Source organism: Synechococcus sp. R55.2, from assembly GCF_047462075.1.
Taxonomy (GTDB): Bacteria; Cyanobacteriota; Cyanobacteriia; order Thermostichales; family Thermostichaceae; genus Thermostichus.
The window spans coordinates 1-13748 of sequence record NZ_JANSIH010000323.1; the positions used below are offsets into that span (position 1 = coordinate 1).

General features: G+C 58.7%; 13 protein-coding genes. 7 read left to right on the forward strand and 6 right to left on the reverse strand.

Going from position 1 to position 13748, the window contains the following annotated elements:
- Window positions 1–318: 318 nt before the first annotated feature.
- From NW838_RS10230 to NW838_RS10240, 3 genes are all read right to left on the reverse strand, one after another.
- On the reverse strand, window positions 319–855 hold the full coding sequence (locus NW838_RS10230; protein ID WP_414357989.1) for a GNAT family N-acetyltransferase: 537 nt from the start codon (window positions 853–855) through the stop codon (window positions 319–321).
- 1259 nt (window positions 856–2114) lie between these two features.
- On the reverse strand, window positions 2115–2870 hold the full coding sequence (locus tag NW838_RS10235; RefSeq protein ID WP_414427985.1) for a precorrin-2 C(20)-methyltransferase: 756 nt from the start codon (window positions 2868–2870) through the stop codon (window positions 2115–2117).
- 8 nt (window positions 2871–2878) lie between these two features.
- A complete protein-coding gene (locus tag NW838_RS10240) occupies window positions 2879–3292 on the reverse strand; it encodes an STAS domain-containing protein (RefSeq protein ID WP_414357994.1) in 414 nt (137 codons plus the stop codon).
- 296 nt (window positions 3293–3588) lie between these two features.
- Between NW838_RS10240 and NW838_RS10245 the strand changes: the two genes are divergently transcribed.
- The gene (locus tag NW838_RS10245; RefSeq protein ID WP_414427986.1) at window positions 3589–8433 is read left to right on the forward strand and encodes a translocation/assembly module TamB domain-containing protein; all 4845 of its coding nucleotides are present in this window, start codon (window positions 3589–3591) and stop codon (window positions 8431–8433) included.
- On the opposite strand, the gene NW838_RS10250 is transcribed toward NW838_RS10245, so the two are convergent.
- The 3 genes from NW838_RS10250 to cobU are packed head-to-tail and all read right to left on the reverse strand — an operon-like array spanning window position 8402 to window position 10066.
- A complete protein-coding gene (locus NW838_RS10250; RefSeq protein WP_414427987.1) occupies window positions 8402–8995 on the reverse strand; it encodes a hypothetical protein in 594 nt (197 codons plus the stop codon). The two genes, NW838_RS10245 and NW838_RS10250, sit on opposite strands and share 32 nt — an antisense overlap.
- Window positions 8992–9471: a CRR6 family NdhI maturation factor gene (locus NW838_RS10255; RefSeq protein ID WP_414358003.1), complete on the reverse strand. Its 480-nt coding sequence runs from the start codon at window positions 9469–9471 to the stop codon at window positions 8992–8994. Before NW838_RS10255 ends, NW838_RS10250 begins: the two co-directional genes overlap by 4 nt.
- Before the next feature lie 37 nt (window positions 9472–9508).
- Entirely contained in the window at window positions 9509–10066 is a 558-nt protein-coding gene (gene cobU / locus NW838_RS10260) for a bifunctional adenosylcobinamide kinase/adenosylcobinamide-phosphate guanylyltransferase (RefSeq protein ID WP_414427988.1), read from the reverse strand.
- Between the two features lie 75 nt (window positions 10067–10141).
- On the opposite strand from cobU, the gene NW838_RS10265 reads away from it, so the two are divergent.
- From NW838_RS10265 to NW838_RS10290, 6 genes are all read left to right on the forward strand, one after another.
- Window positions 10142–10420: a hypothetical protein gene (locus tag NW838_RS10265; RefSeq protein ID WP_041436124.1), complete on the forward strand. Its 279-nt coding sequence runs from the start codon at window positions 10142–10144 to the stop codon at window positions 10418–10420.
- Between the two features lie 58 nt (window positions 10421–10478).
- Window positions 10479–11282 (forward strand): hypothetical protein, encoded by an 804-nt coding sequence (locus NW838_RS10270; RefSeq protein WP_414427989.1) that lies wholly within the window; start codon window positions 10479–10481, stop codon window positions 11280–11282.
- 66 nt (window positions 11283–11348) lie between these two features.
- A complete protein-coding gene (gene ubiE / locus NW838_RS10275; protein ID WP_414427990.1) occupies window positions 11349–12074 on the forward strand; it encodes a bifunctional demethylmenaquinone methyltransferase/2-methoxy-6-polyprenyl-1,4-benzoquinol methylase UbiE in 726 nt (241 codons plus the stop codon).
- 104 nt (window positions 12075–12178) lie between these two features.
- Window positions 12179–12517, forward strand: a complete 339-nt coding sequence (grxD, locus tag NW838_RS10280) for a Grx4 family monothiol glutaredoxin (RefSeq protein ID WP_414357932.1) — start codon at window positions 12179–12181, stop codon at window positions 12515–12517.
- Between the two features lie 29 nt (window positions 12518–12546).
- On the forward strand, window positions 12547–12837 hold the full coding sequence (locus NW838_RS10285; RefSeq protein WP_414357925.1) for a BolA family protein: 291 nt from the start codon (window positions 12547–12549) through the stop codon (window positions 12835–12837).
- Between the two features lie 44 nt (window positions 12838–12881).
- Window positions 12882–13238, forward strand: coding sequence for a phage holin family protein (locus tag NW838_RS10290; RefSeq protein WP_414350501.1), 357 nt, complete (start codon window positions 12882–12884; stop codon window positions 13236–13238).
- The last annotated feature ends 510 nt before the right edge of the window (window positions 13239–13748 follow it).

Genomic DNA, 13748 nt, shown 5'->3' on the forward strand with positions numbered 1-13748 from the left:
GCCGTATTTGCCCGGATTGATCCGGCAACGCGAACTCCGGCGCAGGAGAACCTATCGGCGGGAGAGGAGTAGTTCCCCACTGGGCCCAGGCAGGCTGAGTCATCCCAAAGCCCACAAGCAGGCCCACAACCAATCCCATGAAAACCCTGCCCAATTCCCTCACTGCCCCTCCGAGACCTCTCTAGAACCCATCTCTAGTTTACATAACTTTATATGAGTCCAGGAACTCGCCTCACTGCGCAGAAGCAAGCCAGCGGGGTGGGAAGCATCTCCACTCTGCCAGCTCAATGTTGCCGCTTTGCCAATTCCTTTGCCAATTCAAGGTAACCACTTGCAGAGCAAAAGCTGCGGAGGGATCCCCAACCATCGCCAGAGTTGAGAGGTGCGTTCGATGGGGGTATAGCGCAGTTGGGCGTACAGCTGCCGCGCGGGGAGATTGTCTTCCAACACGTGCAGGTGCAAACGGCGGTAGCCCCACCCTTGCACCACTTCTTCAGCACTGAGCAAAAGCAGACGGGCAATTCCTCGCCGCCGCCAGCCGGGCAGCACCGCCAAGTTGGAAAGGTAGGGATACTTCCCATGGGCGATGACCCGCAAAGAGATCTCGGCAGTGCCTACCACCTCGGATCCCACCGCAGCCGCCAGACAGCAATAGTAGGGATCCCTTGTGGCCAGCCTGAGGCGCAAATCTTCGCGAATACCCAGCTTGCAAATCGGGTGGATCCAGCGTTGCAGGCCTGAGGGCGGATAAAAAACCTGCGCCAGAACTTCGGCCAAGGGATCCAGATCGCCCGGTGTAGCCGGGTAAACCACAGGGGAAGGCAACACAGGTTGAGACGGGGCAACCGCAAGCATTCTCCTTATTTTCCCAAACAACTTGCAAACAACAAAACAATAAGTGGTGACCCCCACGGGGAGCCACCACTGAACCGGTAGAACTTGGCCACAGGGAGGAAAACCACCCCTGCCGACGCGGACTAACCGCATCCAAGACTTAACTAAGACTTATTCAGTTGTCTTAACTTGTAGCTGATCCAACCGCTCCAACTACTTTTTTCTTTCCAATTTCCTTTCCAATTTCTAGGCCAGCGCCAGTGGCCGCTCCGACACCAGAATCCGACTCTGAGGTTTACGATGAGATCTCCAGATCGCTAAAATGGCAGGCTGAGCCGTTGATGCGATAGATATCATCCGTGATGGGCTGGTAACCCACTTCCACCAGATCGGACTTGGCAGGAGCGAATATGCGGACAACTGCTCTAGCAATCTTTGAGAGAAAGGTAAACATAGCAACCTCCTGAAAGTGAGAGTGAAACTATGAACTGAGAGAACCTCGAATTGCTAAAGCCCGCAGTCCTTGTCCCACTGAGCGCTGGTTCCGACTCGCAGAGCTTGCAGGTTGAGAGCACCTGAACCTGATCACCGATTTTCCCACCCTGACTCGCTCATGAATGGAGACTCAAAATAGCCGGCTGAGCTTGTTGATCTGGCAAAACCACTTTTATTTGAGGATTATTTGAGGAACACCTAGAGCGCTCTCTCACTTTCCCAGTGGCTTGTGCAGCAAGCCCAACTGCTATCTGCCTAACTCCCCTTTTCTGCTTTGAGGAAAACCTGTCGTAGGTACCAGGTGCCCTGCTGGGCGAGACAACCACTTCTCAGGAGAATCTGCCGAAGCAACGGATCGGAAGTTTGGATCAGAGCGTTGACCGACAGAGAACTTTGGAGAGAATTTTGGATTTGAGTCAGTCGAGAAGCGGTGCCTCGCATTTGAGATGGGGATGAGATATTATCCTCCTCGCCTGAATCACTACATTCATAATCTAACCTATAGCCGATCCCTCAACCCAGGTTGGCAACTATTCTTAACAGGTCGGATCATTCCTTTAACTTGGTCTTTTCATCTCTTTTTGATGTAGGTCAACGCAAGGATCCTAAGGATGCTGGACTGGGTTTCCTTGACATCTTTCCGGCACAAGATACCTGCTTTTTTGGGGAAACAAGCCGGCTCGGTACGGGACTTAAGCTCAATGGAAACACACGCAAAAAAATACCGACCAACCCCTGCTTCGGGCTTAATCGCCGGAAGGAACTCATTCCCTATCCTAGAAAACTCATTCCAGCTGTAGCTCGTTTTCCAGGTTAAGAGAATCTTGATTTCGGGGCCGAGAACGCAGGATCAGCAGGGAAAAGTAGGGGGGCTGGTAGTCGGCCAGTCCTTCCAGGGTGGGGAAGAGGGTTTGCTGGGGCCAGCCGGCCCAGACCACCAAGCTGGCTTGTTGCAGCCAACCTCTTTCGGCCAGCCACTGCCAAACCTGAGGGTAGACAGAGGCCACTTTCATGAGGACGACTACCTCAGCCCAGGCACAAGCCTGCTCCAGTTCCGAGAGGGCAAACAGAGCCGGTAAAATCGCCAATTTCTCGGAGCCGAGCACCAAGGGGGATCCCAGGGCAGCAGCAGCGGCTAAGGGAGAGCACACCCCCGGTATGGCCTGGATGGGCAAGTTGGCGATCCGCTCCCGCAAAGCTTGGGCCACGTAGGCAAAGGTGCTGTAGAGGCCCACGTCTCCCTCACAGATAAAGGCAACATCTTCTCCCCTTTCTAGGAGTGGGGCCAGTTGCTGGGCAGCCGCTTGCCAGGCAGCTTGCAGGACTTCCGACCGGGTGACAAACGGCAGATGAAGAGGCAGCAGGGTTTGTTCCGGTCGCAGCCAAGGGCGCACAATTTGGTAGGCCAAGCCCGGCTGGCCGGCAGCATTTTGGGGACAGGCCACCCAGTTGACCGTGCTGAGGATGCGGGCTGCTTTGACCGTTATCCAGTCGGGATCCCCTGCTCCAGCACTGATCCCCCAAAAGGTTCCCAGACCCATACTGTGTATCAGGCGGTCTCTGTACTGCCCGTACTTCCTTCCTTCAGGCGATCCAAGGCTTCCTGCAAGGAGTTGCGCAAAGACAGGAACTTCTCCAGGCGCACCAGCTTCACCGTTTGGGTGATGCGGGGATTGCTCACCACCTGAAAGACACCCGCACGGCTCTGCACCAGCTTGGCCAATTGCACCAGGGCGCCGACGCCAGAGCTGTCGATGAAGTCGATCCCTGTCAAATCCAGGATCAGGTTAGGGGATCCCTCTTCCAGGTATTTGGTGACCACCTTAACAAAGACCGGCTCGGAAAAGGCATCCAGAAGGCCGGTCAGGTGAAAGACCTGGCAGTTTTCCAGCGCTTCGTGGCTGCCGCGCAAGCTGACCGTCAGAGATAGGGGTTCCGGAATGGCTCTTCTCCTTTCAACCATCTCGACAGAAGGGAACACCTGAGAGAGGCCCCAAGGTGGGTTCAATCTCGGGTGTGGAGATAGCTTAGCATCCCCGTTCTCTTCGCGAGACGGTATTTTTCCGCTGGGTCTTTGGGGGAATTACGCCTGGGAGCAGGGATTTCTTCTTTCTGTTCCCTCGTGGCAAGCCAGGAGTCCTTGGGTAGGATGGGGGCAACTTTGCCGGCAGGGCCGACCTGCAATGCACGAACGGCTTTTGGCAGCCTGACAGGTTTTTAAGGGGTGGGCGGTTGGGAGAAGATCACCGAGATCCAGAGATGCAGCAGCGACAATTCAACCTTTCCCCCGGCGCTTTGGCTTGGGTGGGGGCAGGGCTGGGTTTGGGCTTAACGGCTGCAGCTTTTGGGGCAGCTTGGGGGGCTGCGGCTTATCTTCAAACTCAGGTGCTGCCCCAGGTGGAGGATGTTCTATCTCAGGCGACGCGGCGGCGGGTGGAGTTGGGGGAGGTGAGGTTTCTGTCCCCTTGGCAGGTGAGTTTGGGAGAAAGCCGCATTGAGCATTTGGCCACCATCGGCTCCATCGACCTCAGCCCTGATTTCTGGACTTGGCTGCAGACGGGTCAGTGGGTGCTGAATGTTACCCTAAACCAGCCGCAACTGCTGCTGATGGAAACGCTGGATCGCGGCTGGGCGGATGTGCAGTTTCAACTGCCCGAAGGGGAGGGATCCCTGCCTTTCCAGGGGCTGAACATCCGTTTGCGCCAGGGATCCCTGACGGCCATCCCTTTGGTGGGGGAGCGACGCCAGTTTGATCGGCTGCAGGGCCAGGTGCAGGTGTGGCTGACTCACAATGCCCCGCCAGGAGAGGAGGATCTTTTCGGGGGGCGGGCCAGTTTCCAGGCGACGGCACGGTTGCTCCCTCGGGAGGGGGAGGGGGGGTACCCCCTGCAGCTCAGGGGGGTGGCGGATTTCGCCCAGGCTTCCGGTTCGGTGTCGCTTTCTGCGGCTCGTCTGCCTTTGGATCTCTTGCCCAGTGTGGTGCCGGCGGCCCCTTTTGCGGAGGTGCAGGGGGAAACTGGCTTGGCTCTGCAAGTGCTTTGGCGGCGGGATCAACCGCTGGCATTGACGGGGCAGGCCCAGGTTCAACAGGCTCGGCTGGGGCTGGAGATGCTGCCGCATCCCTTTGAAGAGGTGAACGGCTCCGTTGGCTTTACCTTGCAGGGGCTGGAGCTGCAGGGAGTCAGCGGTCGTTTGGGTCAGCTTTCCTTCACAGAGCTGAAAGGCCCTGTGGACTGGAGCCAGGGGCAGGGGTTTGGTTTGCAGGCGGAACTGGTGCCGGCCAGTCTTCAACAGATCCAAGAGACGTTTGACGTGACTGGCCTGCCGGTGGCGGTGGAGGGGGTGGTGGGGGGATCCGTAACGGTCACCGGCCCCTTGGATCGGCCACAGATTCGGGGACAGTTGCGGGGGCTTTCGCCGGGGCAGGTGGATCGCCTGCCGGTGTCGGAGTATGCCTTTGGCTTCCACTTTGCGGATCAAACCTTGACTTTTGAGGCAATCGACCTAAGGGCGGCGGGGGGTCGCATTCAGGGATCCGGCCAATTGCAATGGGCTGCTGGCTTGGCGGGCCAGTTCCAACTGCAGGTGACGGGGATGGATGCGGAGCAGGTGCTGGCTTTCTACGGGGGAGACTTGCCGCGCCGGGGCGCTCTTCCTTGGGTGGGGCCGGTTTCCGCGCAAGTGCAGGTGGCGCTGACGGGATCCCAACCTCAGGTAGAGGCCACCTGGGCAACCCAAGGGGGAGAGATCGCCGGAAGAGGGCAGCTCCAGCTCTTGCCAGAGGCTGACGGTTGGGTGGTGGAGGTGCCTCAGGCAGTCTTGGCTGTAGAAGGAGGGCAGGCGCAGGTGGCGGGGCGGTGGGCAGGAGGGCAAGTGCAAGCCCAGGTGAGCCCCCAGAATGTGCCGCTGGCTTTCTTTAACCCCCAATGGACGGGATCCCTCTCAGGAGCCCTCACGGCGCAGGTGAACACGGCTGAGGTGTCGGAGCTGGGCTTTTTGGGGGCGCTGCGGGCGCAGGGCTCGGTGATCCTGTCGCAGCCTCTGGGAGAGGCAAGGGGCCAGGTGGCCTGGGATGGGGCGGGCCTAGTGATCCAAGAAGGTGAGATCTTGGCCGACGCAACTCGGCTGGCCGGCATACGGGGGCGGATCCCGGTGGATCCTCAAACCCTGCAGGTGGGATCCCTGGATTTGGCCTTGGCTGTGGATGGGGTTTCCTTGGCAGAAGTGCCCGGCCTGCCACCCTTGGTGGAGGGGGTGCTGCAAGGTTCGGGGCAGATTCGGGGATCCCTGGACAACCTAGAGGTGGAGGGAGAGGCTCGGCTCCAGGGCCTCAGCATAGCAGGAGTTGAATTTGAAGACTTGGCCGGATCCTTCCAGGGGTCTGCTCGAGGGGTAGAGGTGGATCTCCAGGGACAGCAGGACAGGCTGGCGTTGCAGTTGGATCCCCAGTTGCAGCCTTTGCAATTTCAAGTCCGGCGAGGGGAGGCGGAGGCAGTAGGTCAACGACAGCAGGAACAGCTCCAGGTGACGGTGAATCGGCTGCCGCTGGCTTTGCTGGGGGGCTTAGCTGCCGGGCCGTGGGCCAGCCTACAGGGGAACCTCGATGGGGAGGTGGCAGTTGACCTGGCGAGTGGTGCTGCCCAAGGACGGGCTGCGGTAGCGGATCTGCAGTGGGGAGGGATGAAAGTGCAGGGCTTCTCGGTGGATTTTGACTACCAGACTGCGGGCGACTCCGGCTCTCCCCGGCTGACCATTGCTCAAGCCCAACTGGATTTGTTCGAGAGCACCTATACGGCTAGGGGCACCTTAGAGCTGCCTGCAACTCTTCTGCAAGCCGGTTTGGATCCCACCTTGGCGGCTCTCGCTCCCCAAATTGACCTAGAGATCAGCACCCATCAAGGTCGGCTAGAAGATATCATCTCCGCCTTCAAGTGGCGGCAGTGGCGCGACCTCACCACCCGGGGTTTCCAATTGCCCCCCTTGGGCCCTGCCTCGGTGTTGGAGACCGATCCGGTTGGTTTGCCCAACCATCCTCTCCTGGAGCAGCTAGAGTACTATGCTCAGATCCTGGCCGCCCACCTGGAGACTCTGGCCAGCCGCATGGATCCGCTGTTCGCGTCAGCGGTGCGGAGCACTTTCCCGCCGCCCACGAGTCTGCGAGGGGAGTTTCAGGGCAGCTTGAGTATTGCCGGCAACCTTGCCCAGCCCCGTGTCAGCTTTCAACTGGAGGGCCGGAATTGGCAAGCCGAGGAGTTTGGCATCGAAAGCCTTACTGCCAGGGGCAGCCTGGCTGGAGATGCAGTGGTGTTGGAGCCGCTGCGGTTGCGCAGTGGCGAACGTCAAGCCCTTTTTGTGGGCAAGCTGGGCCTAGAGGAACAGTCGGGATCCCTGCAAATCCAAGGATTGCCTCTGGCTTTGCTGGACCGCTTCCTGCCAGAGGAGCTGGAGCTGCAGGGGGATCTCAACCTGGATGTGGAGCTGGCCGGCAACCTGCGGGATCCCCGTGCCACCGGATCCCTGACGGTGGTCAACGCCCAGATTAACCAAGTGCCCCTGCGGGAGGTGGCGGGACAATTCGACTACCAACAAGGACAACTGCGCTTGAAGAGCACTCTTCTCGCCAACGGCGACGAGCCAATCCGCATTGCCGGCTTGGTGCCCTACACCTTGCCCTTCGCCGAAGTTCAAGCCAAAGAGGATCAGATCGACCTGAGCTTACAGGCTGAGAACGGCGGCCTGCGCTTGATCAATCTCCTCACCGACCAAGTGCGCTGGGAAGGCGGCCAAAGCCAACTGGAGCTGACCATCCGCGGCACCTTACGAGAGCCCAGCCTACAGGGGAACTTGAGCGTCAACTCCGGGATCCTCAAGCTGGCAGCCCTGCCGGAGCCCATTACCGACCTCACAGGCCAGATCGCCTTTAACCTCAATCAGCTGCAAGTCCAGGAGCTGCGCGGACAGTTGGGGGAGGGATCCCTGGTGGCCAGAGGCGTTTTGCCCATCAACTCTCGCGGAGCTTTGCAAGAAGGAGAAGCTCTGCAGCCGCTGAGCCTGCAGCTCCAAGGGATCCGCCTGAACTTGCCCAATCTCTACACGGGCCGCCTGGAAGGAGAAGTGGTGGTGGGGGGGCTGCTCCTGCGACCGTTGATTGAAGGTCGTTTAGAGGTTTCCGAGGGGATTGTGGATGTAAGCCCTCGCCCTGAGCCACCCACCGCAACAGAGGCGGCTGAGGACTCTGCACCGCCGACGTTCGCGACAGCCCTACCCTTTTGGCAGCCGCGGTTGAATGGGCTGGAGCTGGCCTTGGGATCCCGGATCCGGGTGCAGCGGCCTAACTTGTTTGAATTCAATGCTTCCGGCACCTTGCGCCTTTTCGGCACCCCCCAAGATCCGCGCCCGGCAGGCACCATCACTCTGGAGCGAGGCCGGGTCAGCCTGCCCATCGCCAACTTTCGCTTGGATCGCTCCCGCCCCAACACCGCCACCTTCGACTTGGACAACCCCTTTGATCCCTTCTTAAACCTGCGCTTGATGACCCAAGCCTTCGAGGTGTACCGCTTCCCCCAAGATCTTTCCCCCTTCGACACCAACCGCAACCTGCCGGGATCCCAGCAGAGCATCGATATTTTTGCCACGGTCAACGGGCGGGCCAGCCAACTTGCCGAGGCGGATCCCCGCAATGGAGTTCTGTCCCTTTCCAGCAGCCCCAGCCGCTCCCCGGAAGAGATCGTCGCCCTGTTGGGGGGAACGGCTTTGGCCCAACTCAATCCAGAGGCAGGGGTGGCCGGGCTGGCGGGAACGGCCCTGCTCAGCGAGCTGCAGGAAGCTCTGCGGGATACCCTTGGCCTGGATGAAATTCGCCTCAGCCCCATCCCCCAGATCGATACCCGCGCTCCCAACCGTTCTTCAGTGGGGCTGGCCTTGGAGGTGGCCCGAGATCTGGGGCCGGCCACTTCCCTCTCGCTGCAGCGGAACTTGACGGATCCCTTCCAGCCCACCCGCTACAGCGCCCGCTACCGCTTCAACGAGCAAACCCTCACCCGCGCCAGTACCGATTTTGAGGGCAACAATGTCATTTCCATCGAGTTTGAGACCCGCTTCTAGCAGGATCCGCTCCGGCCAGATTGAAAATGGTTTTACCAGCGTCGCAGAGCGATAGAGCATCTGTATCCCAAAGGATCTGGCCATCAGGAGCCATCCTCCCCAACACCGGCATTCCCACTTGGGCTGCCAGGCGTGGGATCAAAGCTGCATCCAGCTCTGCCAAAGCCTGGGGATCCCCAGTTTCGGGCAGGGATCCAACCAGCACCCATCCCAAACCACGGGCCCTGGCTTGGCGTAACAGGGCGGCAAAAGCAGCACCTTGGCTCAGGGCGGCCTCCCGTTGCAACGTCAACAGCAAGCTCAACCCCCACGCATGGGCTAGATCGGCCCAGGTTTGGCCTGGCCCTATGGGATCGGCAACGCTGCCCGGCAAAACCAGTAGGGGATCTTTTTCTCCTGCCCACTCGGAGATTTGTTGCCAGAGGGCCTTTAGCTGAGCTTCCGAAGGGTTGGGATCCACTCTGAGCCGGCCCCAAGGGCGTTGAACCACCTGCTGCCAAGCGTCGGCCACTGCCGTAGCTCCCGGGATCCCTGGCCAGGTGTCGGCCACCATCACCTTCATGGCTCTGCCTCCCACAGGGCGAGAAACTCCGGCTGGATCTCGAAGCCAAACACCAAAGCCATATCCCGCAGCATAGAGGCGGATCCCAGGTTCTGCTGCTTGAACCACCGCATCAACACAAAGATCTTCTGGTAGACGAAGATCTCCAACGCTTCTGGGTTGTAAACAATGCCCTCCCGAGGGTTGAATTGGTGGGGCACCATCATAGCCGCGTAACGGGCCAGTTCTCCTTGACGCCAATTGAGGAAGTAGGGCATCCAGGGGTAGACCGTATCCCACCGAATAAACCACAGGCGCACCTCCGGGATCTCGGACAGCTCCCGCGGATCCTCAGGGCTGCGCGGCCAATCGATGGCGCATTGCACCTGCTGGGCAGCACGCACGGGATCCGCCATCAGGGTTTTCACCAGCTCATGGCCGGGGGTGAGATCCAGAGTTTGAATGGCCTTGGCGGGAAGGTAGAAGGTAATCGGCACAGCGACACGGCTATCTGGCTTGCAAATGCAGCTTATCTCAGCTCTGTTCCATCTTGCCTGCCACCGGGATCCCTAGACGGGTGAGATCCAGGGCAAAACCTGCCGTTACCAAAAACACTTGGTCGGCCAGGGGAGCCAGCCTTTGGGTCAGTTCCCCCATCCGATCCCGAAACCGCCGCCCCAGTGGGTAAGCGGGCACCACCCCCCAGCCCACTTCTTCAGACACCAGGAGGATCTCCCCTCTATGGCTTTGCAAGGTTGCCAAGAAGGATTGCACCAAGGGATCCCATTCTGAAGAGGGACAGTCTAGGCCCTGCGCCACCCATCCCCCCAGCGAATCCACCAGCGCACAACAGGGCTGGGGCAACTTTTGCAGTTCTGCCCCCAAGTCCCTCCCGGTTTCCCAAGTCTGCCAACTGGAAGGCCGCCGTTGCCGGTGCTGTTGAACGCGCTCTGCCCATTCTGGATCCGTCTTGGGATCGGGTTTTGGCCCGGTAGCCAGGTAGACAACCGGCAAGCCTGAAGCGGCAGCCAAACCCTCTGCCAGCCGGCTTTTGCCGGAGCGCACAGGGCCGCAGATCAGCACAATCGACATTACGCTGGAAATCCACTGACGCTTGAGATTAACCTAACAACAGCGCACTTGAACTTCAGGCTCAAAAGCTCGACCATGACAGATCCCAAGCCAATATCTCCGCCTGAACAAAAGGCTGCTTCGGCCTCTTTTCGATCTGCTCAACCGCTCTGGCTCAGCCTAGCGCTGGGGATCACCACTGCTCCCGTTTTGTTGGGCTTGGTCTTGGCAGATCGGGCCGGGAAATGGCTGGGATCCCTGAGCTGGGAAGATCCGGGTTGGTGGCTGGGGGAGCGGCTGCCCAACTTAGACAGCGCCCCGCTACAGGCCCATGAGCAACAACGCAAAAACTCTGCCCCGGTCGAGAACCCCTAGCTTCTCCGTCACTTTCGTATGATCGGGTAAGCGAACCAGCAGCAGGAGTTAACAGCCTTTGCGCAGACCGGCCAGACTATCTCAGGAGTTCACCTCCACATTCTCGGGGGTGCTGTTTTGGACGAGCGCATTTCTCTTCACAACGGTGTTGAGCGCTTGCTTGGGCTACCTATTTGGCCAGCGAGCCCTATCCGGGGTTTCTTCTCCTGTCACCGGCTCCGGTCAGGCTTCTCGCTCCCGCGAAGTTCGGGATCCCCGTACTGTGCCCTTGCTGAACGAGGCTGAGGTAATTGCAGCAGCCGAAGCCAGCCTTCGTCCGTCCCCAACTCCCACCCCCCTCTTTACCCCAGCACCCACGCCGGTTGCAACTCCCACTCCAACACCCACCCCCAGATTGTCTCCTGAATTGGCGGCGGCCCCGTCGCCAACTCCTCGCCCCGCCACCCCATCTCCTCCACCTTCTCGTTCCCGTCAGCAGGACGGAGTTCCTGCCCCGCCGGCGCCCACACCACCTCCGCCCCCCCTACCAATTGCCGCCGGTGGACAGGTCTCTATGCAGGTGCTCTCGGTTCGTCGCGAGGGAAGCCAAGTGGTTCTGAATGTAGCTATGCAAAACAACTCGGCAGAGACGGTGCGCTTTCTCTATAGCTTCCTGAACATTACTGACGACAATGGACGGTCAATCAACGCGCTCACCCAGGGTTTGCCGGGGGAGCTGCCCCCCAATAGCCAAGTCTTCCAGGGAACCATCCGCATCCCAGCCTCGAGCCTAGCCGGATCCCGATCCCTGTCCCTGAGTTTGGCTGATTACCCCAGCCGCCGCCACCGAGTAGGGGCCAGCGGGATCCCGGTGCCGCCGTAGTGGCTTCAGGTCGGGGATCCAAAGGTCTGTAGGATACGCGGAAACAGGAGGTGGAGTTGAGAACCGGTGCCTAGCCCAACCTTTGAACAGCCTGAGGAAATCCGAGCGCTTTTTGACCGCATTGCTCCCCACTATGACTCCCTCAACCAAACCTTGAGCCTGGGCCTCCATCAGGTTTGGAAGCGTATGGCCGTGCGTTGGTCGGGCGCCAGCTCAGGAGGATATGTGCTGGATCTGTGCTGTGGAACCGGTGATCTGGCTCTGCAGTTGGCCCGCCGAGTAGGACGAAGGGGACATGTGGTGGGCCTAGATTTCTCTCCCGCCATGCTGGCGATTGCCCGGCGTCGCTCCCGGCTCTTCCCTGGCTACTCCCTGGAGTGGGTTTTGGGAGATGCCTTGGCCTTACCTTTTCCCGACAGTAGCTTCGATGCCATTACCATGGGCTACGGCTTGCGCAATGTAACCGATATTCCCCAAGCCTTGCGAGAGATTGGGCGAGTACTGAAGCCAGGGTGTCGTGCCGCCATTTTGGATTTTCACCGCCCCACAGGGATCCCTCTTTGCGAACAATTTCAGCGCTGGTACTTGAACACTCAGGTGGTTGCCCAGGCCAAAACTTTGGGACTGGGATCCGAGTATGCCTACATCGATCCTAGCCTAGATCGCTTCCCCTCTGGAGAAGAGCAACGACAAATGGCCCTGCAAGCAGGGTTTGCCAGCGCCAAGTTCTACCCCCTAGCGTGGGGCATGATGGGGGTACTGGTGATTGCGAAAAAGAATCCCTCGGCCTAGCCGTGGGGAGAGTGCCAAGTATGTTAGAAGTGAACGAAAATGAGATCTCGATAGGATGTCGGTTTGCCTATCGGCTGTTGTCGCTATAGTGGTTGAACACCATGCTGGATCCCCTTTTGGAAGAGAAAATCCGTGAACAAATCCGTACCCACAAGGTGCTCATCTACATGAAGGGCACCCCGGAAATGCCCCAATGTGGGTTTTCCTATGCCGCCGTTCGTGTGCTGGATAGTTTGGGCTTCCCCTACACGGCGATTAACGTCCTCGAGGATCCCGAGATCCGCCAGGGGATCAAAGAGTTTTCCAACTGGCCTACTATCCCGCAGATCTATATCGATGGAGAGTTTGTGGGCGGTTGCGACATCATCCAAGAGATGCACGCCTGCAACGAGCTGCGTCCTCTGGTCGAGGCAGCCTTTGCCAAGGCCACGGCTCAACCTTAAGGGATCCCATCTCATCCAGAAGGGTTGCCATGCTTACCCCCGAATACCTTCGGCAGCACCTGACTGAGAAGCTGCAGGCTCTTCATGTGCAGGTAGAGGATGAGTCCCACCTTCACATCGGCCACGGGGGCGGGACAGGAGGGCACTACCGAGTTCAAGTGGTGTCGCCTCTGTTTGTTGGCAAAACGACTCTACAGCGACATCGCCTGGTGTATGCTGCCCTAGCCGAACAGATGGGGTGGAGCATTCATGCGTTGGCCCTGCAAACTTACAGCCCTGGAGAGGTTTCTGCGCAAGGGATCCCTGAGCAGATCGGCTAGCATAGAGGGCAAAATCGCGGCCCCATCAGGGCAGAGGAGGGAGCATGGCAACTCTTTTGGCCACCTGGCTGATGTCAGCCTTGAGTGTAATGATCCTGGCTTGGCTTTTGCCCGGAATCCACGTCTCTGGATTCGGGGGTGCTTTGGTGGCGGCTCTGGCCATTGGTCTGGTCAATGGTTTGGTCAGGCCGATTCTCCGGTTGATCACCCTGCCGATTACAATTCTTACCCTGGGCTTGTTTTGGCTAATTTTGAACGGCATCTGCTTGGTCATTGCCGATAAGCTGGCCGGGAACGCTTTCAATATCGATAACTTCGGTTGGGCGTTCGTCGGCGCGATTGTACTTTCCATCGTCAGTGGCTTGGTTCAGCAGGTTTTCGAGCAAGGTGTGCAGAACTGACTCTGTCTGGAGCTGCCAAGGGCCAGGGTTGATATTGCTGTTCTCGAAAGAATTGCGGCAACACTTTATTCAGTTATTCAGTGAGCAATCTCTTCAGTAACTTTTAAGGCTCAGCTCAGATCCTTGGTTAGATAGTCATCCAGAGAGGCTTCCTGAAGAGTAGGCTGGGAGAACGTCAATACGCTACCCGGTGGCAGCCGTCCTTTGAAGTCATCGGCAACTGCACTCTCTTGGCCCTACCTGCTCAATCGCTGCTCAAGAATCACAAGCTTCTCCATAGGAAACCTGCACAAAACCTGTAAACTACTAACCCAAAGAAGGTACTACGGGTAAGCATACCGAAAAGTTTTTACAGCAGCTTTATTCAAGGCCACTTGTAGGATTGCCTAATCAATAAAAACGAATGGGAAAAAGGCGAGGATGAAATCAATTACGCTGGGATTTAGGAGCTGGTCGGTATGAAGGCATTGCTGCTCTATCCGCGTTTTCCTCAATCGTTCTGGTCTTACA

Coding starts and splice junctions, on each gene's coding strand:
- NW838_RS10230 (WP_414357989.1), bottom strand. CDS start 855: ATGCTTGCGGTTGCCCCGTCTCAACCTGTGTTGCCTTCCCCTGTGGTT.
- NW838_RS10235 (WP_414427985.1), bottom strand. CDS start 2,870: ATGGGTCTGGGAACCTTTTGGGGGATCAGTGCTGGAGCAGGGGATCCC.
- NW838_RS10240 (WP_414357994.1), bottom strand. CDS start 3,292: ATGGTTGAAAGGAGAAGAGCCATTCCGGAACCCCTATCTCTGACGGTC.
- NW838_RS10245 (WP_414427986.1), top strand. CDS start 3,589: ATGCAGCAGCGACAATTCAACCTTTCCCCCGGCGCTTTGGCTTGGGTG.
- NW838_RS10250 (WP_414427987.1), bottom strand. CDS start 8,995: ATGAAGGTGATGGTGGCCGACACCTGGCCAGGGATCCCGGGAGCTACG.
- cobU (WP_414427988.1), bottom strand. CDS start 10,066: ATGTCGATTGTGCTGATCTGCGGCCCTGTGCGCTCCGGCAAAAGCCGG.
- NW838_RS10265 (WP_041436124.1), top strand. CDS start 10,142: ATGACAGATCCCAAGCCAATATCTCCGCCTGAACAAAAGGCTGCTTCG.
- NW838_RS10285 (WP_414357925.1), top strand. CDS start 12,547: ATGCTTACCCCCGAATACCTTCGGCAGCACCTGACTGAGAAGCTGCAG.
- NW838_RS10290 (WP_414350501.1), top strand. CDS start 12,882: ATGGCAACTCTTTTGGCCACCTGGCTGATGTCAGCCTTGAGTGTAATG.